The following is a 20881-nucleotide window of genomic DNA, read 5'->3' as shown; positions in this document are numbered from 1 at the left end:
GATTATTTCCCATCACTGCTTGCCATTGTGCCTGGGTTACCGGATATTTGCCCATAAAAAATTCCGGTACCCTCACCTGATGTTGCGGACCTTCATTATCAAATCGCTCCAATTCGGTTTGCGGGGAACCCATGAGAAAGGTACCCGCCGGAATGCGTACCATTTCTAACAGGATACCATTTCCCAGGGGTTCGGAAAAATATTGTGCTTGATGGTTACGCGAGTCAATTTGCCTTCCTCTATTGTCTATAGTAATGACTTTAAAGTCAAAGGTTTGCAAAATTAAGTCGGGTTCTTCTATTATAGGAGGAATTGAAATAGGATTAATCACAGCGGGTTGCGCCGGAAACAACAAATCGAACCACTCCTCTACCGACTGCGGACGATTTTCCGGTTCGATTTCCAATCCCCAAACAATTGCCTCGCTGACGCGCCCATCGATATCGGGATTGGCAGTTTGTGGCGCTTCCACGGGGATATTGGCTGCTTTTCTCCACTTTGCCGGCACTGGCAATTTCCCTGTCAGCAACTCATAGAGAGTGACAGCTAAGGCATAGATATCCGTAGAATTTCCGCGTTGGGCGCGGCGTTCGAATTGTTCGATGGGGGCATAATTTTCCGTGCTATAGTTGGTATGGGTTTGCGTCACACCGGGCAGGAATTCTCGGGCGATGCCAAAGTCAATTAATACCGAGGCTAAATTGGGTTGGCGCAGGAGAATATTTGCGGGTTTGATATCGCGATGCAGAAATCCTTGGTTGTGGACGCAGGTGAGAGCTTCGCCGATTTCGCGAATAATCCGTAAGGCTTCGGATTGGGATAATTTTCCCCGATTTACCAAGTAGTCATCCAACCCTTCCCCGGGCACATATTCCATCGCCATGCACCACAGGTTTTCCTCTAAAAAAACATTATAAACTTGGACGATATGGGGATGGCTGCATTTTGCCAAACAAAGAGCTTCGTTGAGAAACTTTTCCTGAAGTTCGTCGAAGTTTTCTTGCCTTTGGCGTTTGTAATTCAGGGTTTTGATAGCAAGGGGTTGTTCGGTTTTGCTGTGGCGGGCGCGATAGGTGACGCCAAACCCGCCAAACCCGAGAATTCCCTCGATGATATATTGACCGTTTTTCAGGGGTTTTCCTGCTGTCCAATGTCGCATGGGAAAGGGCATGATAGTTGGATACATCTAGATTAGCATGAATTCGCGCTTATTGTCCCCCACGCTGGGAAACCCCCGCCAATCCTGATATCCTCTTCCCGGAATTCCCCCTCAAACTGGCAGGGTGGAGGTTCGCGCACAAAGCCCCCCTGCGCGGGATATTTTGCTTTTCCCACTCAATTGAGCCGATATCATATCATTCGGCGGAGTCTTCCAACCAGGCGAGAATCATTGCGATGGGAATGCCAAGGGGGGGAAAGATAAGTTTAATCAGTTCGATGCCGCCTGCTTTTAACATGTTCCGGAGTCGGGCATTGCGGGCGATCGCTTTTTGCATGACGGCGGGATTTCTCAGGGACGGATTGTGGGCGATCGCACCTTGCACAAGCCGCATTGTTTCCGTTGGCAACAGGTCATTTTCCACCACTTCTTCCACAGATTCAACCATCTGCGTTACCGCTTTTGATTCGTGATAGTTCAACCCTGTAGGAAATAACTGCTCTCGGCAATTCTCGATACCCATTTCCGCAAAAATTGCCATCCAAGGCGGTGAGGGAAGTTCCAACAAGCCTTGCAATAAATGAGGCAGTTGCAGATAATCTCCTTGGGCGGTAGCAATTGTTTCCGCCCAAGAAAACACCTGTTTTGTGGTGTGACTGCGGGGAAATCTTCTCGGAATAACCGGGGGTTTTGGCTGCATCACCACCCCGCGCAACCGCCGCCGCAACCGCTGCAAATCCATTCCTGCTTCACCACACTGTTTTCGCAGGAATTCTACTTCATCTTTTACAAGATTTTTTTGCCTTTCGCTCAGCACTTTTCCCGCCAACACTTGCGCCAAATCCGCATCGCAAAGCTTGCAAATGCCGATTAGCAAATGCGCCGGTTCGATTTCTGTGGCATGGGTCAATCTTGCCTCTCCTGCTGCCATTTTCCATGCTAACCTAATACTGGGAGAATATTCGCTCATCGTTTTACTTTGAGAATTCAATCAACTGTTTTCCTTTATCGTAAATGAGAAACCGGGTTTCTTCACCATCAGCGATTGATTGTCACCGATTAGGGTAAGAAACCCGACTTTTTCCCCCACACCCAGTTCCGTTACCCGGATATTTCCCATTTGAACTAGCGCGCGGCGGGGAATTTTGTGCGTTAGCCAATGTTTTCTATGTTGCGGGATTTTTTAGTTAGATAACCGCTGAATAAAAGGTGCGATCGGGCGAATAAATTCCGTTGGAGTTTCATAGGGCATCACATTACGCCCGGGGATTTTAATTCCTTCCCCATTGGGCAAATGTTTTACATAATCCTGCAATCGTTCTTCGGGAGATTCGGTTTTTCCTTCTTTACTAATACTGGAAGCTTGTTCGCCAAACACCACCAAGGTTGGTTGCTGAATATTCTGGATATCCGAGGCATAGTTTTGTCGCCAAAACCCTGCCAAAAAGGAAAACACTGCATAGCGACTGGCGGGATTTTTTGCCCCTTCCTGCAACATTGTCAACCAATTCTCATCCACATCTTCCGCTTTACCAAACAGTTGTTTGATAGAAAAAGACTGCAAAAATTGGCGGCGACGGGCGTAGCGATAAAAAGCATTGCCAATCAAGGTATCGAAAAACAGATTCCAGCGCAATTTTTGCTGTAGCGGGTCTCGTTGTTTGGTAATCACGCGCCACGCCGGCGGACCGCTGAGGGCGAGTCCTTTTATCCAACTGGCTGCATTTTCCGGTGGTTTTGTTTCCCGTTGGACTAATTTAATTGCCACGGGAAATAGCGCGCCTTGCACCACCACGACAACGGGTTTTTTTACCACAGTTTTGATAAAATATAGCAGTTGTTCTGCCCAATCTTCCGGTTGATAAGCGAGGCGGGGCATATCGCTATCGCCGCATCCGAGTAAATCCGGACTATAAATCGGATTGGTTGGCCCATTGTTATACCATTCGGCGCAGAATCGATGCCAAAAATTCCGCGACAATCCAACTCCAATCGGATGAATTAATAGCAACGGCGTTTCGTCAGATTCCGGGCGATACACTTCATAAGCACAGCGATAGTTTTTCCAGGTATAAAACTGGGGTTGGGGAAGAGTAGTGGGTTGAGTGGTGGATTCGGTTTGCATGATATTCGCAATTCGAGTAAGGGTAAATTGTCTGCTGGGGTTGACCCCCGAAACGTCAAAGGTAGGGTAGGCATTGCCCACCCCACACTATCCAAATTGTACCAGAAAACATTTGTTTCTGGAAAACGATTGCCAAGTCACCTTATATTAGATTAATCCAGAGAAACGGCATCTACATCGATGGTCTGGGAATCGGTGTTGGGAGAGGTACCGCTAGCTTCGCGATCGCGCTTTTGGTTGTCCATCCATTGGGCGATCGCTTCGGTAATGCTGGTTAAAAATAGCAACAGCAGAGCGATATCGTCAATTTGTCCCAACAGGGGGATTAAATCCGGGGCAATATCGATTGGGCTAATCAGATAAATTAAGGTAGCGAGAATCACCCCCCAGCGATATTTTGGATTGCGAAGGGCGTTGCGATACAAGTTAGTAATCGCTTGGATGGGAAGTTTCATAAATGACCGATTGACTCCAACAGAATTTGGGTTTGCGACTGTTTGAGATTATAGCAGCAAATCCCAACGATGAAACTGGCATCATTCGCCTTTATACTTGCGATGCGGGAATGAGATATACTCGGAGGCGGAACCTCCAGGGGGGCGTTCCCTGGCTGAGCCAGGGAACGCCCAGGCGCGATTTTAATTCCCGGTTTTATACACTCTCGGTAATACTGGTGAAGTTAAAGGCTTTAACGCGCACCCCGGGAACCACACAACCGCCAAATCGTTGCGGGGTACTGAGGGCATCGATTTGGTGGAGCATTTCCGGTAAACGTTGATTAAAGCGCAGGTTTTCGATCGGATACGCGATCGCGCCGTCTTCGATCCAGAAAGTGCCATCCCGGGTCATGCCGGTGACTTCCAGAGTGCGGGGGTTGACGTAACGCACGTACCAGGCGCGACTGACGAGGATTCCGCGCGGGGTAGCGGCGATTAAGTCGGATAAACTTTTATCCGAACCGGTCATCGCGATCGGGTACAGCGTACCAGTGGGAGTTTTGTCCTGCTGCTGCGCCCAATAGCGGCTGTAGGAGAGCGTTTGCGGAATGCCGTTTTCGATTAACTTCAGATAGCGATTGCTCAATCCATCGTTGAAAAAGGTGCCCGACTGCAACCAGGGATGACCCGGATCGCGCTGCACCTGTACCAAGGGGCTAAACAGTTGTTCTCCCACATAGTTGCCCACCGGTTTGCCTGAGTCATCGGTGCGCGACATGAACGATCGCCCTTCATCGGCGGCCCGGGCGTCCATGTTCCAAATTACCCAAGGCAATAAATCGGCAAAAGCGGCGGCATCAAAGATAACCGGATAGCTGTCTGGACTCACTTTGCGAGGGTTTTGGGAGGCAAAGGCGCGATCGATAACTTTGTGAGCTATTTCTGGCATGGGGATGCGATCGATAGCCCAAGCTGTGCGACGATTCCAACTCGATCCGCCATCAACCTTAGCAGTAAAGCTGAAATCTGCCTCTGTGCCTTGATTGCAGGCTCGCAATCCGAGGGAATTGCCCACTGCTTGTAAGGAGACTTCGGCGCTGAGAGTGCCGAATCCTTCCACCCCCGCCTTGCGACTCAAGCGGCACACTTGTTGCACCTTTTCGCCCCGCGTGAGAGGCGTAATCGTGGCAGTTGCTTCGTCAAATCCGGGGATGCGCGCGTCGTAAACTTGCGGTTCGAGCAAAGGTACCCATTCCGGATCTTCCGGTGCAATGCGCGCCAGTTCTTCCGATCGCCGCAGGGTTTGCGCGATCGCCTCTGGAGTTTGTTCCGAGGTGGAAGCGGAAGCACTGCGCTTGCCAAAATAGCTAGTAATTGTGAGCTTAAACCGATTGCGGCTGATATTTTGCGTAATTTGATTCTCGGAAAACCGACTCAGGGAGGACTCCCCAGCGCTGAGACTGACGAACACTCCTTCTGCTTCAGACTGTGCGATCGCCGAGTCCACCACCGACAAGGCATCCTCTTCACTAATTAAAATGGGGACAGTTGTTTGGGTCATAGGAATGTAAACCTTAGGCGTTTCGAGTTTCAATTCTATTGTACAGGCTAAGGGCGGCGATCGCCTCTTTGGAAGAAATCGGCTAGAGCATAGGTGTGGTTTTAGATAAACCGCACAAGAAATCGGTGTTCCTGACCCGAATTCATGGCAATTTCCTCAATATGTTGTGAATAACCCCGGTTTCTAATTGCTAGTGAACCACCGCCTTACGAGGATTCATTCCAGAGGTTAGCGGCTGTCTTAGCACTATCGAATTGCCGAATATCTCGCAATATTTCCACGATTTTCTCGCCAAACAGTAACCGCCGATTCGGATTGAGGACGCTAGTCCAAGCAGGTAAAACCCGATAAATATTAATGAGAAGAATATCGAGATTTCCTCTTCGTTCAGCAATTTCACTTTGGATATCCGACTCTCGCTCTCTCTCTAGTCCCTCCGCATAAATAAAGCAGTATTCTGCCACGCCATACTCTTTTGCCTTTCTGATGCCGTGTCTGATATCATCAAGAGTCAGGGGGCGATGCTTGCACTCCGTCGCACTTATTAACGTTTGTTGGTGCAAAATCTCAATATCTCCGGCGGTTCGAGCAAAGCGATCGGAAACCTTCGGTTGATAAACTTTTACTTCAAATTCTTGGTTGAGCAGAGATAAAAAAGTTCCCGTAACTGCCACTAAACGCACTCCTCCCTCTGCCTCTTGGAGGAAATTTTGCACAAATCGAATCACGCGATCGTAATTTGGCTCTTCCGGCTCTATCGTAGCTTCTATTATCCTTTCGCTTCGTTGTTTCGCCAGCCTGAGAATATAAACTAAACTGCGGAATACTTCGGCGGGAGAAAAGGCATTGATGCAATCTAGAACATCATGCAAAGCATTGGCTAATTTCTTGTTTTGTAAAGGGTTCGAGCGGTCGTGTTCTCGATTTCTGGCTGGCTTGCTGAGGAAAGGTTCATTAGAAAGACCAAAGAGATTCCCTTTGGTTTTTTCAAATGGAACGACAACAGAATGGCATAGACTCCGCGCATCATACGCTCCCGGTAATTCGCTACTGGCTTGTAATGCTCTCGGATGAATTTGAGAATTTACATATTTAGCCAGAGTTCCCGTCACTAAAATATATTTGAAAGCAATATTTCTGGGGACAGCAATAATTTCCTCTATATTGGTAGCGACGGAGGACCGCGGGGAAATTCTTTCGTCGTCCACACTCCTCCAAGCCGACTCCAAGGCTTCCATTGCCCGTTGGTTATCTACAGTTTGTTTGGTCATTTAGTTTACCAGATTCAAGTTACGAGTAGGTAAGAATGGGATTAAAATCCAGAAGGATTCGTTGACCTCAACTATCTCTTGACAAAAGCCGCTACCTGTGCCAATATTTGAAAAATAAATAACTGGCCGATTGCGTCCAAGCCGAGGCAAGGGCTGTCGGGTATTACACAACATTCAGCGCAGGTTAACCTATGAAAAATATTCATTTGCAAAAGCACTTCAAAACAGCAATAGATTTATTTGCCGGGGCTGGAGGACTTTCCCTGGGTCTTCATATGGCAGGGTGGAATGTTACCACGGCCATAGAAAACGAAAAGTGGGCGATCGCCACCTACCAACAAAACTTCCCTGCCACCCATCTTATCACAAAAGACGCTCGTAAAATTGATTTTACCCAGTTTCAAGGCATTGACTTAGTAGCAGGAGGTCCGCCTTGTCAGCCCTTTTCCGTAGCCGGTAAGCAGCTTGCGAAAGCAGACCCGCGCGATCGCGTACCGGAATTTATTCGGGCGGTGAAAGAAATCCGTCCGCCAGCATTTTTGATGGAAAATGTTCCTGGATTGCAAACCACAAAACATATTGAATATTCCCAATGGCTTTATCGAGAGTTTCGCCGCTTGGGCTATTCGGTTTATATTGATGTATTGGACGCCGCATCTTATGGCGTCCCGCAACATCGCGACCGCCTATTTTTTGTCGGTTTTTTGGGGAAATGTTTGTTTGAATTTCCAGAAAAAACTCACGGTAAGGGTACGCCAAATCCCTATATTTCGGCGGGGGAAGCACTGGCTGACGTTCCCGCAGATGAGCCAAATACGGCTAAAGTTACTTATGCAAAAAACCCCGTGCTTCGCCCCAGTCCTTGGGCGGGAATGTTAGTAAATGGTCAAGGCAGACCGATTAACTTAAACGAACCCTGTCGCACGATTCCAGCAACAGCAGGTGGAAACCGCACCCCCATTCTCGATCCGGATGGAATTTTATTGGAATATCATCAGTATTTAATGAAGGGAGGAATGCCGAAATCCGGCACTGTGGAAGGAGTAAGAAGACTCACAGTGCGCGAGTGTGCTAGAGCGCAATCTTTTCCCGATACGTTTACCTTTGTGGGGTCGAAAACCGCACAATACAAGCAGATTGGAAATGCCGTTCCCCCGAAATTAGCAAAAGCAGTTGCCGAAGCCATTTATCACTCCCTTTATCCCCCCACCCTAGACGATCGCGCTAAATGGGTTTATCCTAGCTGCTATGAGGTAAAACGGGAGGTAAAATAATGGCAACCGAAGAGTTTGAAACCACCAGTTGGGGGTGGCAACTGCAGCAATTGCAACAACGCGCTTCTCAGTGGTGGGAATTGCAACTGTCGCGCATTCCCTTTCCGGATGCGCCGCAATTACAGATTCCGCACTTGGGAGAAGGGGGAATAGTGCTGGTGTGGTCGATCGCGATCGCCTTGGGATTGTGGTTGCTGTGGCGTTTGTCCCCGCTTTTGCTCCCATATCTCTCTGGGTGGCAAAACTGGCGCGGGGAGAGAAAGAAACTAGTGCCCTCGGTGTCAGAAACTCGTCCCACCAAGGTTTGGCTAGAGCGATCGCTTCAGTTTCAGCGCCAGGGAAACTACGGCGAAGCTTGTCGCTGCTTGTATATGGCGATGTTACGGCAATTAAGCGATCGCGGAATTGTTCCCTATCAACTCAGTCGTACCGATGGCGAATATCGCCGTTTAATTCAGCAACAAAGTACCTTCAGTGCGTATCAAACCTTATTGAACGCTCACGAAGAACTGTGCTTTAATAATACCGAAATCACCGCCGAGGATTACGAACGCTGTAAGGAAGCCTATCGCCGGATTGAATTACCCCAAAATTAGCTTCTCAGTTGTGGTTTATTTTTTAAACTTATACCAGGTTAAGGTGAAAAATGACAAGCAATATTTCCTCGCGTCGGTTATGGGTATTTGGCGCGATCGCAGTGGCGGCGATCGCGATTTTTACCTTTCTCGGCGCACCAGCCAGCAGTCAGTATAATAGCGGTTCCACCTATGGGCGCGACCCGGATGGCTACGGGGCGTGGTATGCTTACATGGAACGGCAAAATATCCCCATCGAACGCTGGCAAAAACCCTTTGAAAAACTAAGCGATCGCCACTCCAATGGCAGAGAAACCCTCCTCTTGCGAGTCTACAGAAATTTGAGAGTTTCATCCCTATCCCAAACTGAAACAGAGTGGGTAAAAAAAGGCAACACTTTGGTTATGCTAGGGATAATGACACCCGCAACTAAAGCGCCATTTGTGACTCGGCAAAACAGTCCTGTAGGAGAGATAAAAATTGCAACGCGGCGACGGCAAACGCGACGAGAAACCCAATTACTCGGCGATGAATTCGGCGCAATTGTTTGGGAAACTACCATTGGCGAAGGCAAAGTAATTTTCGCCTCCACCCGTCATTTAGCCGCCAATGCCTATCAAAACGAACCGGGGAACTATCCGTTTTTGGCGCAATTGGTCGCCACAGGCGATCGCCCGATTTTGGTGGATGAATACATTCACGGATACCGCGACCCAGAGGTACTCGAAGAACAACAAACGGCTACTCTAACCGATTATTTGGCCAAAACTCCCGTATTTCCCGTCTTGGTGCAAGCACTGATTCTGTTGCTAATTTTAATCAGTGCCAAAAATCGGCGTTTCGGGCAAATAGAAACCCTCCCCACTCCTCAGATTAATAATAGCCAAGCCTATATCGAAGCCTTAGCAGGAGTATTGCAAAAAGCGGGCACTCGTGACTTCGTTATCCACCGCTTGGGGAAGGAAGAACAACGACAACTGCAACAAGCATTAGGATTGGGACAAGTGCCCGTAGAACCAGAAATTTTAGCCAATGCTTGGGCGCAGCAAACCGGGCGTCCCGCTGCGGATATTCTACAGCAATTGCAAACCGCTTCGCATCCGGGAAAACTGAGCGATTCGGAATTGCTCGGTTGGGTAAAAAAATGGAGTTCCATCCGCAACCGGTTTTTCTCGTAATTGAACGTTCAAACCCTAGCAATTTCTGTTATAAAGGTGGAGATAACCGATAAAAGTGCAAAAGCTCAATACCGGACAATTCTTGAATAATCACAGAACAACATGAGCCAAACTAATACTACTGTCACTCGCCTAGGTCAGGCGCTAGAAAAAATCGTGGTGGGTCAATCTACCGTAGTGCAACAATTACTCGTGGCCCTGCTGGCGGGGGGCCACGTGATTCTCGAAGGGGTTCCGGGAACTGGAAAAACCCTGTTAGTGCGGGTACTGGCGCGATTAATTCAAGCGGATTTTCGCCGGGTTCAACTGACGCCAGATATTTTGCCTTCGGATATTTTGGGAACGAATATTTTCGAGATGAATACTGGCAGTTTTACATTAAAGCGCGGCCCAATTTTTACCGAAGTTTTGCTGGCGGATGAGATTAATCGCACACCGCCAAAAACCCAATCCGCCCTGCTAGAAGCGATGGAAGAACAGCAGGTAACGCTAGATGGAGAAAGCATGGCACTTCCGGATTTGTTTTGGACGATCGCTACCCAAAATCCTCTGGAATTTGAGGGAACTTATCCGCTTCCGGAAGCTCAACTCGATCGCTTTTTATTTAAACTGGTGGTGGATTATCCCGATCCGGGGGCGGAAAAGCAAATGTTGCTCAATTCTCAGGCAGGATTTGAGGCGAAACGGTTGGATTTAGCCCAACTCAAATCCATCGCCACGGTGCAACAAATTCTCGCGGCGCGGGAGGAGGTCAAGGATGTGCGAGTGGCAGAACCGGTGCTGGATTATCTGTTAGAATTGGTGCAGCGATCGCGTCAATATCCGGATTTAGCACTGGGGGCTTCGCCGCGATCGGCAGTGGCATGGTTGCGAACCAGCAAGGCGCAGGCTTGGCTATCCGGGCGAGAGTATGTGACCCCGGATGATGTGAAGGCGGTGGCGTTGCCTTTGTTGCGCCATCGGTTTATCCTCACACCCGATGCCCTGTTAGATGGGGTACAGGTGGATAGCGCGATCGCCTCCCTGCTCAAACAAGTGCCGGTACCGAGGTAAGCGTAAGTGAGATATCGAGATATCATATCGTTACAGAATTAGGGAGGATTTACAACCGTGATTCCGTCAAAACTTCTTTATGTATTGTTCGGTGTGGGCATCGCGATCGCCATCCTGTTGGCGGTTCTGTTTTCGCCCACCATCGCTATTGTGGGAACTTTGGGATTCGATGGGATTCTCTTACTCGTGGCCCTGGTCGAGGGTCAGCGGGTGCGGGGGCGGCGGGTGGAAGTGACCCGCGATGTGCCGGAAAAACTCTCCATCGGACGGGATAATCCGGTGGTGCTGTGGGTGCGTTCCGGCTCTCACTCGGCGGAAATCGCGATCGCCGATGCCTATCCTATCGCCTTTCCCGCGTCTCATCGCACTTTGCGCCTCTCCTTACCGCCGAACGCCACCGAACGGCTGAGCTATACTATCAAACCGGACAAACGGGGCGAATATCACTGGGGGGACATTCAAGTGCGCCAGTTGAGTCCCTGGGGCTGGATTTGGTCTCACTGGACGGTGAAAGCCTCGGAAACAGTGGCGGTTTATCCGGATTTGGTGGGCCTGCGATCGCTCTCGATTCGCCTCACATTGCAGTCCACCGGTACCATGCGCCGCAGGCTCAGCACCGGCATGGGAACCGAATTTGCAGAACTGCGCGAATATAGCGTCGGGGACGATACCCGGGCGATCGACTGGAAAGCCACCGCGCGCCGACATCGCCCTCTGGTGCGGGTGTTGGAACCGGAACGTGAGCAAACCTTGCTGATTGTGCTCGATCGCGGGCGGTTGATGACGGCGCAGGTGCAGGGGATGAAGCGGTTTGACTGGGGCTTGAATGCCACCCTCTCCCTGGTATTGGCGGGATTAAATCGCGGCGATCGCGTGGGAGTGGCGGTGTTCGATCGCGATATACACAGTTGGCTGCCCCCAGAACGCGGCCAGCATCAGTTTTCTCACATAATGGAAACTCTCACTCCCATTCAACCGGTCTTGCTCGAACCCGACTATGTAGGTGCGGTGACGCGCCTAGTGAGTCAGCAAACCCGACGGGCATTGGTGGTGATGATTACAGATATCGTAGATGCAACCGCTTCGGCGGAATTGTTTGCCGCCTTGCGACGCCTGACGCCGCGCTATCTGCCATTTTGCGTCACCCTGCGCGATCCGCAAGTGGATGCAATTGCCCAAACCCCTACGGAAGACCCTAGGGAAATCTATCAGCGTGCGATCGCGATCGACCTGTTATCCCAGCGTCAGGTTGCCTTTGCCCAATTAAAACAAAAAGGCGTCCTCGTCCTCGATGCCCCTGCCAACTTAATTAGCGAACAATTAGTAGACCGCTATTTGCAACTCAAAGCCCGCAATCGGATTTAATCTCACTTAAAGAAATAGGGACAAGAGAAACCCCCTTGTCCCTACCTTTTCATCCCGGCAAAGTTAGTAAAAACCAACTCAAAACTGCTGCCTTGATGGCTGAGTAATATACACCACCAAAACCGCAAATAAACCCATGCCAGTTACATATTTTAAAAAGTCCGGAATGGCGGGATTGGGAGATAAAAACCCTTCGATTATTCCCGCAATTATCAACATCGGGACGATGCCAAACACTAACTGAGCGGCTTGATAACCGTAGAATTTTAAAGAATCCACGCGCTTATAGCGACCGGGAAATAAAAGCGCTCTGCCAATGAGCAAACCCGCCGCGCCGGCCAAGAATATAGCGGGTAATTCTAACGAACCGTGAGGAAAGACAAACGCCCAAAATGGGTAAGCCAAATTATTTTGCCCCACTAACGTGGCTATCGCGCCGATATGCACTCCGTTGTAAGCCATAATAAAAATCGTGTAGGCTCCGGCGGTGATTCCTCCGCCAACAGCGGCAAAAGAAACCCGGATATTATTCACCATAATGCCACTAGAGGCGAGGGGTTCGATGCCGACGATAGAACCCATCCACAATTCCCCTTTGTCGCGCACTTTTTCGATTAACTCTGGAGGCACAACGAGGGAGAGAAATGTCGGGTCTTGCCACCCATACCACCAAGCCACTAACCCCCCGAGAAAGAATGTAGCGGTGGCTACAGCAATGTAAGGCCAAGTTTGCTTTACAATCCGGGGGAAACCCCGGCGATAAAACTCCACTACTGCGCCCCATTCCTGACGCCGAGAGCCTTGATAAATCAGGTGATAGCTGCGTGAGGTTAACCGTTGTAAGTCTTGGAGGATAATATTACCCACCTGCTGGGTTCTGGCGCGGGCTAAATCTGCCGAAACTGACCGATATAAGCTGGCGAGTTCTTCGATTTCCGTGGCTTGTAAAGATTTGATGCCCCGTTTTTCTACGCGCGCCAACAATGCATCCAACCGTTTCCAGTTCGGTTCGCGCCTTGCAATCCAACGTTGAACGTTCATAAAGATTTTCTCGATATTTTGGTAATTTCGTCTAAGATAGCCTTAAACTCGATCTTAATCAGCATAGGAGAATGAGGATTATGTCGAAAACGCCGAGAAACCAACCCCGGATAGAACCCCTGAGTGTGGGCAATGCCGTCAGTGGGGCGTTGCGCCTGTATCGCGATCGCTTTAAATTATACTGTACTCTGGCATTGACTGGTTATCTGTGGGTATTAATTCCGATTTATGGGTGGGCGAAATGCAGTGCGATTTTCGCCATGATTTCGCGTCTGGCATTTGCGGAAGTGATGGAACGCCCGGAAACCGTGGAGTCAGCCCGTCGCCAGGTGGATCCGAAAAAGTGGCGGTTGCTAGGGGCAGGGATTTTGATTTCCCTGATTTTCCTGGGAGCATTGATTGGCGCAACTATTGCGTTTACGATCGTCGGCGTTACCATTGGTGTGGCGATCGGTTCGCAAAATGCGATCGCGGGCACGTTAGTGGGAATTTTAGTCGGCACGATCGCTTTCCTAGTGGGTGCGATCGGATATCTCTGGTTGTTTAGCCGTTTATCCGTGGTCGAGTTACCCATCGCCATTGAAGAAAACCTGGATGCTGCGGGGGGAATTTCGCGAAGCTGGGAACTGACGAAGTATTCAGCGTGGCGGATTGTGGGAGTATTTCTCCTCGCCTATCTGATTACTCTACCGATAGTGATATTGCTCCAACTTCTAGACCCCCTTCTGCGGGTCATTCTCTCCTTTTTTCTTATCCCAGAAACCGGTTTATATGTAACCATCCATTTTATATTGCTGTTGTTAATTAGCCTTGGGAGTGGGGTCGTGCTTGTGCCATTTTGGCAAGCCCTGAAAGCGATGATTTACTACGACCTGCGCGCCCGTCGCGAAGGGTTGGGCTTAGAGTTGCAAGATACTGACGCTTGGGAATCCTGAGGGTATGGCAAAAACTTCCTCCCGCCTGTACTGACGGCGCAAACGGTTTGAAAAAGCCAGATTTGAGGCGAAATCATTCTGGGCGGTTTTCTTTTTCCTAACTGGCATGTGCCGATAATTTAACGAAATTCCCGATTAATACCTATGAAGCTGTTTAATAAAATCCGGCTGCAAACGCCAGAAAGTGTCGAATTAGAGCTAACTTTAGCAGGAATTGGCAACCGCGCTTATGCTCTAATGGTGGATTATTTATACTTGACGTTAATTCAACTGGGGATAGTGTTTCTGTGGTTTTTCGCGTCGATTTATTTAATTGGATTTATCGAAAGATTGGCGGGGAGTGGCGATCGCCTGCAACTGTGGCTGATAGCAATTCTGCTGTTCGTGCTCTTTGTCATTTACGCTGGTTATTTCGTGTTTTTTGAGGTGCTGTGGCAGGGTCAAACCCCGGGTAAGCGACGAGTAAACATTCGGGTGATTCGCGATGATGGACGTCCTTGCGGCATGCAACAAGCCAGCCTTCGCGCTTTATTGCGTCCGGTGGACGATTTGTTGTTAATCGGCGTAGGTTTTATCGTCTTTGGCAAGCGGGAAAAGCGCCTGGGCGATTGGGTGGCGGGAACTTTAGTGATTCAAGAAGAACAAGCCATTGCCGAGGCAAATTTCTCCCTTTCGCAAACCGCTCATTCTTTAGCCGATGACTTGCTAGAAGTAGGGGATTTATCATTGCTAACGCCGGATGATTTTGCCATCGTTCGAGAATATTTGCAACGTAGAAATACCCTGACGTCTAAAGCGAAAGTGCAAGTGAGTCGCAATTTAGCCACCCAGACAAAACGAGCGATCGCCCTGGAGAAAGTGCCGCAAAAAGTTACTGCCGAAGTCTTTCTCGAAGCGGTATATATCGCCTACCAGGAGTACGCTTCCCGCTATCGCCAAGGAAGATAAATGGAAAATTTAAGATTGCTATTCTCTCAAAAATTCATGGCAATTTTCCAATCTTTGCGGAGTAATTCCCCCACGGAGTTGTTTTCCAGGGGTGGGGCGAATAAATAGCCCTGACCCATCGCACAGCCCAACCTTTGCAATCGTTCCAATTGAGCGGAATTTTCCACCCCTTCGGCGATCGCTTCCATACCTAAATCGTGGGCGAGGGTAATAATGGTTTTGACAATTTCGGAATTTTCGCCCTCCACGCCGATCCGACTGATAAAAGAGCGGTCGATTTTCAAGGTATCTAGGGGAAAGCGATGCAGATAGCTTAAAGAAGAATATCCGGTGCCGAAATCATCCATGCATAAATTAATTTTGCGATCGCGAAGTTGGAGGAGCATCTCCCTCGCCACGTCGGGATTATCCACGATCGCGCTTTCGGTGATTTCCAGTTTCAGAGTCTCCGGGGCCACCCCAGTTTCTTCCAGAATGCGATCGATTTGCCGGATCAAATCTGGGTGAGAAAACTGGCGTCTGGAAAGATTCACCGCAATGGTTAACGGCGGATAGTCGGGAAATGTATCTTGCCAGATTCGCAAGCACTCGCACGCCTCGCGCAGAACCCACTCACCCAAAGAGACAATCGTGCCGGTTTCTTCCGCGATCGGGACGAATTCTGTCGGAGAAACAAAGCCAAATTTCGGATGTTGCCAGCGTACCAGCGCCTCAAACCCCTCGATGCGACCGGATTGTAAGGCCACAATCGGTTGATAGTGAAGGAGGAAAGTAGAAGACTTCGGCAAAGGATTTGATACAAAAAGAGAGGCAGAAGAGCCATTTAATTCCGGGTTCTCCGCCACCTTTTCTGTCTGATGGGCGGCTTTGCTGGCAGAAGTGAGATGCAAGCGAGAGCGCTCTGCTCGCCTTTTGTCATCAGCCAGTTCCCGTCTCAGGTCATTTTCCAACTCGATCGCTCGCACAAAGCTATCGTGCATGGCGGTATCGAATACTTCATTGCGAGAGCGTCCCAAGGCTTTGGCCCGATACATCACGATATCGGCATCGCGCAGCAACTCTTCCGGACGATCGTATCCGGTGGAACTCAAGGCAATGCCGATACTGACTGTAGTAAACACTTCTTGCCCGTGCAGGTCAAACGGACGAGTCAAAGAGGACTGCAGGCGATCGGCGATCCGGCGCGCGTTGCGTAACGAGCGAATATCCTTGAGCAAAATCGCAAATTCATCCCCGCCGAGTCGCGCCACCAGATGCTCGTTGTGCCGAAAGCTGTGCGGTCGAACCGCCAGGGTTTTGCGGATGCGCGCGGCAATTTCCACCAACAGGCGATCGCCCACGCTGTGACCCAAACTATCGTTAATAATTTTAAACCGATCCAAGTCCAGAAACAACACCGCAAATAAATAATTTGGATTTTGCTTGGCTACTTGCAATGCTTCGTTCAACTGCTCCATAAATAACGTGCGATTGGGCAGCCCCGTGAGACCGTCGTGAAAGGCATTGTGCCGCAACTGGTTTTCAATGTGAGCTTTTTCGGCAATTTCCGCTTTCAATCGCTCGTTGGTTGCTTTTAACTTGGCGGTGCGTTCTTCCACCATTGCTTCGAGCTGCTGGTTTAATTGTGCCAGTTTGTCCTCGGCACGCTGACGGGCGATCGCGCCGCCGAAACTGCCCGCTGTAGCCATCAAAATCGATTTCTCCGTCTCGGACCACTGACGTTCCTGGTGACAGTCGTCAAACCCAATAAACCCCCAAAATTCTCCCTCGATCGCGATCGGCACCACCAAAATCGAGAGAATCTCTTGCGCTTCTAAACTTTCTCGTTCCGGTAAGGGCAAATCTCGCACCAAACCGCTAATCGCCTCACCCTGAGAGAGGTTCCCATACCACCAAGGAGCTATACTATACGGGCTATTTTGCAGCTCTGGATTATCGATTTGTGGCGTCACGCCAGATGCTACCCATTCCCATCGCTGACTCATCAACAGTTCCCCGCTTTCGCGATCGCGATGATTTTCAAACAAATAAACCCGATCGACTTGGGCGGCACTTCCCAATGCCTCTAGGGCTTGAGACATCGCCGTTTCCCGGTCTGGATTGGTCAGCAGTTGATTGGTCGCTTTTGCCACCCCTTCCAGGAGGCGATCGCGCTGGTTGAGCTTTGAAGTGGTCTCCTTCAGTTCCGTAATATCTTTTTCATTCACCAACACACTGGGCTTTCCCGTTACCGGATCCGGGGTGGGGTGAATCTCGATCGCATGCCATCGGATCCCCCTGCGGGTTTGCACCTGCGCTTCGATCGCAAACACCTCCCCCCTTTGAATGCAACTCATGGCGCGATCGGCAATGCTTCCATCCACAAACCGTCTGCACAAGCCGTTTTCCCCCACTCCCTCCCTCTCTCTTTCGTCACCATAACAGCGAATCGCCGCTGGATTCTGCACGATCGGATATCCCTGCAAGGTGTACAGGGATATCGGAGTGTTGGTGTGGCGCAATGCTTCGGTCGATCGCCGCAGATCGGACTCGATGCGCTCGATTTGCTCCCCAATCAGCGCTTCCACCAACATCGCCAACCGCCCCGCCCCGATCCAAATCCCGGAACAAAGACAACAGGCAGATACTGCTTTCCCTTCTGGATAAAACGTCCATTGTTCCACCACGGTTTTTCTCTGCTGAAATTTTTCTAAATAGGTTTGCAGTCGCGTTTGCGTCGGCGGCGAAACCCGATCCCAGTCGCGATCGCGCAGTTCTTCCAAACTCGCCGCATTCCACAGCTTTAACGCCGCCTGATTCGCCCACCAAATCTGCATTCTCTCGATATCGAATATCCAAACCGGAGACATCAACCGATGAAACAGGTCGAGGTCTGCGCGCTTGATAATTGAATCGCCAGAGGCTCTGTGCATGAATCGCTGTTGTCTGACACCACATATTCAACCGCTATGGCGCGGTCATTAGAAATCCCTACCCAGCGCCGAAGCGCGAACCGGAACCCCAATTTTCTCTCTCCTCGGGGGTACCGCGCGAAGCAGCGATCGCCCCTCTCCCCAAGCGTCTGGGAAAGACCCCAATCCGCCTTCTATTCCCCCCTGCTGAGTTGTTTCGTTCCCCCCATTTAAGCTGTGCCCTCCCCCATCGGGAGCTGACCCCAAACCCCGGGGCGCTGAGTTGCCATTGCATAGAAGTATTATAAAGGACTTAATTTACTCGCTTTTATGATTCATAGTTTAACCGGCTTTTACTGGCCTGCGGTGGAAGTTGTTTGAATTTTTGATAAACCCATCCCCTTTCCTTGTATTTTTTTGACAAAGATTCCGTCGTAGCAAAACACCTAAAAAAAGAGAAAAGAGAAAACCCGGCATATCAATTCTCGTCCCGTTTCCCTTTTCCCTTTTTCTGTTGTCCGTCATCTTTAACCCGCGCATCCGCGCACTAGCCCTCCAGAATAGATAGACTTGCGGGAAAGACGCTACAGACTAGGTTCTGCCGCCGATCGCGATGTCGCGCACCCGCACGGGCACGCAAGCATGGGTCATCTGGGCCACCTGAATCGGTTCTCCTTTCCCGCACATGTTGGTGCCGCATTGCATCCACTCTGACTGCGGCCCGATCGCATCCACCCGATTCCAAAACTCGGTGGTGTGGGAATGATACGTCACATCTTTTAACATGCCGACAATTTTGCCGTGCTTCACTTGCCAGAAGGCATCGCCGCCAAATTGGAAGTTGCGCCGTTGTTGGTCGATGGAGAAACTGCCAATCCCGTCAATTAAAATCCCCTCCTCGGTGTCGGCAATCATCTCTTCTAGGGTAGCGGTGTGACTCCCGCCCTCGGGTCCGGGTTCCAATCCGAGATTGGGAATCCTGACCATTGGCACGTTGTACCAACTATCGGCGTATGCCGCTCCGTTGCTACTGCCGCGTCCCAGTCGGTGGGCAGTTTCCCGGTCGGTGAGATAATCTACTAAAATCCCATCCTTGACAACATGCCATTCTTGTGCTAAGACGCCTTCATCGTCATATCCCATCGTTCCCCGTCCCCGAGGTTGGGTGCGATCGGCTTTGAAATTCACCCAAGGTGCGGCATACTGTAGTTCGCCCAGATGCTCGGGGGTGGCAAAACTGGTACCGGCAAAGTTCGCTTCGTACCCATACACGCGATCGAGTTCGGTGGGATGTCCCACGGATTCGTGAATGGTTAAAAACAAATTGGTGGGTTTGAGAATTAACGTAGACCGAATCTCCGATGGGCATGAAGGCGCATGAACTTTGGCGATCGCTTCCCCCGCCACTCGTTCCACTTGTCCCAACAAATCCGCTTTATCGATATGTTCGTAGCCCACATTTAATGGCGCTCGTTCGTAGTTGCGACTCTGGGCGTCTCCATTGGCGATCGCCGTACAGCCAAATCCAGGATAACTGCGATAAATAGTTTGCTCGATCGCCGACCCTTCGGTGGAGGCAAAGATTTTATCTTCCCGGGTAAAGCGCAGGAACGAATAGGCTTTTTTTACCCCTTCGGCTTCATATCCTAACAGGCGATCGTTAATCGTCAGCAGCAGTTCGGCTTTTTCCCCGATGGGAATGGCAAACGGATCGATGTCGATGGGCGTGATGTAGGTGTCGCGATACGCTTCTACCCGGGCCAAGCGCACGGGGGTCTGTTGGGTTAAATGACTCCCTTTGGCAATCTCTACCGCTAGGGCAACAATTCGCACCACTTCTTCCGGGGTTTGCCGATGACTGGCGGCAAATCCCCACGCGCCTTTGAATAACACGCGCACGCCAAACCCGGAACTGACGTTATCGGCTAAATTGCTTAAGGAGCGATCGCGGGCGGTTAGGTTTTGATGTCGGTAAGTACATAATCGGATATCCCCATATTCGCATCCCGCTTGGCGAATTAATTCCACCGCCTGCATGGCGAGTTCTTTGGAGGAGCTGGTTTTTACTGGAGTTTGTACCATCTTAGGTTGTGGTTCGGTTAAATGTACGATTCTGGCTGAGTCTGTGTGGGCGCGATCGTCTACCTGATGCGACCCGCTTCTGGTGCGCCTCCCTGCGAGCGATCGGCTGAAAATCTTGTTAACGATTGTAACGACTGCGTACAATAATCTTCAGATGTCATCGCAAAATCACGCTTTACTCATGCACCTGACTTGGTTAGACAGTAATTCTTGGCTGATTGAAATGGCAGGACAACGGATCCTCCTCGATCCCTGGTTCGTCGGTCCGTTAGTCTTCGGCAATCAAACCTGGTTATTTAAAAGCTTCCGCAGAACTGAGCGCCCCATTCCCGATAATATCGATTTGATTTTATTGTCTCAAGGGTTGGAAGACCACGCCCATCCGCCTACTTTAAAGCAACTCGATCGCCAAATTCCAGTGGTGGCTTCCCCGAACGCGGCGAAGGTGGTCCAGGACCTCGGTTATCCCCAAGTGACTACTCTGGCGCATGGGGGCAAGTTTGTATTGGGCGATCGCCTCGAAATTAAAGCGATCCCGGGTTCCCCTATCGGCCCATTTTTAGTGGAAAATGCCTATATTCTCAAAAATCTCGAAACCGGTATCAGTCTGTATTACGAACCGCACGGCTATCACTCTCCCTCCCTGCAGCAAGAAGCGCCCGTTGATGTGGTAATTACCCCGATTGTAGACCTCTCGATTCCGGTTTTAGGGCCGATTATTAAAGGCAAAGATAGTGCGTTACAAGCGGCAAAAATGCTCCAACCGCAAGTGATGCTCCCCACAGCAGCAGGCGGCGATGTGGTGTTTGAAGGTCTGCTGATGTCGATGATTCGCGCAAAGGGAAGTGTGGAAGATTTGCGATCGCTGTTGGCGAAGCACCATATTTCCACTCGCGTCATGGATCCCAAACCGGGCGATCGCTTGGAAATTTCCCTGGAACGTCGCGTCTCTCCGGTTTCTTCGAGTTCTTCTTAATTCTCGGTTC

17 protein-coding genes are annotated in these 20881 nt (G+C 50.2%); 8 read left to right on the top strand and 9 right to left on the bottom strand.

Annotated elements, in window-relative coordinates; genetic code table 11:
• From LKK83_RS26690 to LKK83_RS26665, 6 genes are all read right to left on the bottom strand, one after another.
• Positions 1-1186: bifunctional serine/threonine-protein kinase/formylglycine-generating enzyme family protein (locus LKK83_RS26690; protein WP_324634511.1), on the bottom strand; the 1186-nt coding region annotated here is incomplete at its 3' end.
• Between the two features lie 169 nt (positions 1187-1355).
• Positions 1356-2129 carry a hypothetical protein gene (locus LKK83_RS26685; RefSeq protein ID WP_324634510.1) on the bottom strand — a complete coding sequence of 258 codons (774 nt, stop codon included), beginning with the start codon at positions 2127-2129 and terminating at the stop codon, positions 1356-1358.
• A 213-nt stretch (positions 2130-2342) separates the two neighbouring features.
• A complete protein-coding gene (locus tag LKK83_RS26680) occupies positions 2343-3284 on the bottom strand; it encodes an alpha/beta fold hydrolase (RefSeq protein WP_324634515.1) in 942 nt (313 codons plus the stop codon).
• A gap of 152 nt (positions 3285-3436) precedes the next feature.
• Positions 3437-3739, bottom strand: coding sequence for a YkvA family protein (locus LKK83_RS26675; protein WP_324634509.1), 303 nt, complete (start codon positions 3737-3739; stop codon positions 3437-3439).
• Positions 3740-3935: 196 nt separating this feature from the next.
• Complete coding sequence (locus LKK83_RS26670; protein ID WP_324634508.1) at positions 3936-5282, bottom strand: TldD/PmbA family protein; 1347 nt, start codon at positions 5280-5282, stop codon at positions 3936-3938.
• A 206-nt stretch (positions 5283-5488) separates the two neighbouring features.
• A complete protein-coding gene (locus LKK83_RS26665) occupies positions 5489-6553 on the bottom strand; it encodes a restriction endonuclease, SacI family (protein ID WP_324634507.1) in 1065 nt (354 codons plus the stop codon).
• Between the two features lie 191 nt (positions 6554-6744).
• On the opposite strand from LKK83_RS26665, the gene LKK83_RS26660 reads away from it, so the two are divergent.
• The 5 genes from LKK83_RS26660 to LKK83_RS26640 all read left to right on the top strand — a co-directional run bounded on the left by LKK83_RS26660 (position 6745) and on the right by LKK83_RS26640 (position 11998).
• Positions 6745-7827, top strand: a complete 1083-nt coding sequence (locus LKK83_RS26660) for a DNA cytosine methyltransferase (RefSeq protein WP_324634506.1) — start codon at positions 6745-6747, stop codon at positions 7825-7827.
• A complete protein-coding gene (locus LKK83_RS26655; protein WP_324634505.1) occupies positions 7827-8423 on the top strand; it encodes a DUF4129 domain-containing protein in 597 nt (198 codons plus the stop codon). The genes LKK83_RS26660 and LKK83_RS26655 overlap by 1 nt, the downstream gene beginning before the upstream one ends.
• 50 nt (positions 8424-8473) lie before the next feature.
• Positions 8474-9580, top strand: a complete 1107-nt coding sequence (locus LKK83_RS26650; RefSeq protein ID WP_324634504.1) for a DUF4350 domain-containing protein — start codon at positions 8474-8476, stop codon at positions 9578-9580.
• Positions 9581-9682: 102 nt separating this feature from the next.
• The gene (locus tag LKK83_RS26645) at positions 9683-10633 is read left to right on the top strand and encodes an AAA family ATPase (RefSeq protein WP_324634503.1); all 951 of its coding nucleotides are present in this window, start codon (positions 9683-9685) and stop codon (positions 10631-10633) included.
• Positions 10634-10690: 57 nt separating this feature from the next.
• Complete coding sequence (locus tag LKK83_RS26640; protein WP_324634502.1) at positions 10691-11998, top strand: DUF58 domain-containing protein; 1308 nt, start codon at positions 10691-10693, stop codon at positions 11996-11998.
• 78 nt (positions 11999-12076) lie between these two features.
• Here the strand turns inward: LKK83_RS26640 and LKK83_RS26635 are convergent, their stop codons facing one another.
• Entirely contained in the window at positions 12077-13039 is a 963-nt protein-coding gene (locus LKK83_RS26635) for a stage II sporulation protein M (protein ID WP_324634501.1), read from the bottom strand.
• A gap of 80 nt (positions 13040-13119) precedes the next feature.
• Here LKK83_RS26635 and LKK83_RS26630 point away from each other — a divergent pair, with 80 nt between their 5' ends.
• Both LKK83_RS26630 and LKK83_RS26625 read left to right on the top strand, forming a co-directional pair.
• A complete protein-coding gene (locus LKK83_RS26630; RefSeq protein WP_324634500.1) occupies positions 13120-13974 on the top strand; it encodes a DUF975 domain-containing protein in 855 nt (284 codons plus the stop codon).
• Between the two features lie 144 nt (positions 13975-14118).
• A complete protein-coding gene (locus tag LKK83_RS26625; RefSeq protein ID WP_324634499.1) occupies positions 14119-14922 on the top strand; it encodes an RDD family protein in 804 nt (267 codons plus the stop codon).
• A gap of 26 nt (positions 14923-14948) precedes the next feature.
• On the opposite strand, the gene LKK83_RS26620 is transcribed toward LKK83_RS26625, so the two are convergent.
• Positions 14949-17834 carry a sensor domain-containing phosphodiesterase gene (locus LKK83_RS26620; RefSeq protein WP_324634497.1) on the bottom strand — a complete coding sequence of 962 codons (2886 nt, stop codon included), beginning with the start codon at positions 17832-17834 and terminating at the stop codon, positions 14949-14951.
• Positions 17835-18404: 570 nt separating this feature from the next.
• Positions 18405-19895: a TldD/PmbA family protein gene (locus tag LKK83_RS26615; RefSeq protein WP_324634495.1), complete on the bottom strand. Its 1491-nt coding sequence runs from the start codon at positions 19893-19895 to the stop codon at positions 18405-18407.
• A 181-nt stretch (positions 19896-20076) separates the two neighbouring features.
• On the opposite strand from LKK83_RS26615, the gene LKK83_RS26610 reads away from it, so the two are divergent.
• Positions 20077-20871 (top strand): MBL fold metallo-hydrolase, encoded by a 795-nt coding sequence (locus tag LKK83_RS26610; protein WP_324634514.1) that lies wholly within the window; start codon positions 20077-20079, stop codon positions 20869-20871.
• Positions 20872-20881: the final 10 nt, after the last annotated feature.

The organism is Phormidium sp. CCY1219 (assembly GCF_035615515.1).
Lineage (GTDB): Bacteria > Cyanobacteriota > Cyanobacteriia > Cyanobacteriales > Laspinemataceae > CCY1219.
Note: the sequence above shows the minus strand (reverse complement) of the source record. Positions and strands in the feature narration are given on the sequence as shown.

Coding starts and splice junctions, on each gene's coding strand:
- LKK83_RS26670 (WP_324634508.1), bottom strand. CDS start 5,282: ATGACCCAAACAACTGTCCCCATTTTAATTAGTGAAGAGGATGCCTTG.
- LKK83_RS26615 (WP_324634495.1), bottom strand. CDS start 19,895: ATGGTACAAACTCCAGTAAAAACCAGCTCCTCCAAAGAACTCGCCATG.
- LKK83_RS26645 (WP_324634503.1), top strand. CDS start 9,683: ATGAGCCAAACTAATACTACTGTCACTCGCCTAGGTCAGGCGCTAGAA.
- LKK83_RS26680 (WP_324634515.1), bottom strand. CDS start 3,284: ATGCAAACCGAATCCACCACTCAACCCACTACTCTTCCCCAACCCCAG.
- LKK83_RS26650 (WP_324634504.1), top strand. CDS start 8,474: ATGACAAGCAATATTTCCTCGCGTCGGTTATGGGTATTTGGCGCGATC.
- LKK83_RS26630 (WP_324634500.1), top strand. CDS start 13,120: ATGTCGAAAACGCCGAGAAACCAACCCCGGATAGAACCCCTGAGTGTG.
- LKK83_RS26660 (WP_324634506.1), top strand. CDS start 6,745: ATGAAAAATATTCATTTGCAAAAGCACTTCAAAACAGCAATAGATTTA.
- LKK83_RS26625 (WP_324634499.1), top strand. CDS start 14,119: ATGAAGCTGTTTAATAAAATCCGGCTGCAAACGCCAGAAAGTGTCGAA.
- LKK83_RS26665 (WP_324634507.1), bottom strand. CDS start 6,553: ATGACCAAACAAACTGTAGATAACCAACGGGCAATGGAAGCCTTGGAG.
- LKK83_RS26635 (WP_324634501.1), bottom strand. CDS start 13,039: ATGAACGTTCAACGTTGGATTGCAAGGCGCGAACCGAACTGGAAACGG.
- LKK83_RS26655 (WP_324634505.1), top strand. CDS start 7,827: ATGGCAACCGAAGAGTTTGAAACCACCAGTTGGGGGTGGCAACTGCAG.
- LKK83_RS26610 (WP_324634514.1), top strand. CDS start 20,077: ATGCACCTGACTTGGTTAGACAGTAATTCTTGGCTGATTGAAATGGCA.
- LKK83_RS26685 (WP_324634510.1), bottom strand. CDS start 2,129: ATGAGCGAATATTCTCCCAGTATTAGGTTAGCATGGAAAATGGCAGCA.
- LKK83_RS26675 (WP_324634509.1), bottom strand. CDS start 3,739: ATGAAACTTCCCATCCAAGCGATTACTAACTTGTATCGCAACGCCCTT.
- LKK83_RS26620 (WP_324634497.1), bottom strand. CDS start 17,834: ATGCACAGAGCCTCTGGCGATTCAATTATCAAGCGCGCAGACCTCGAC.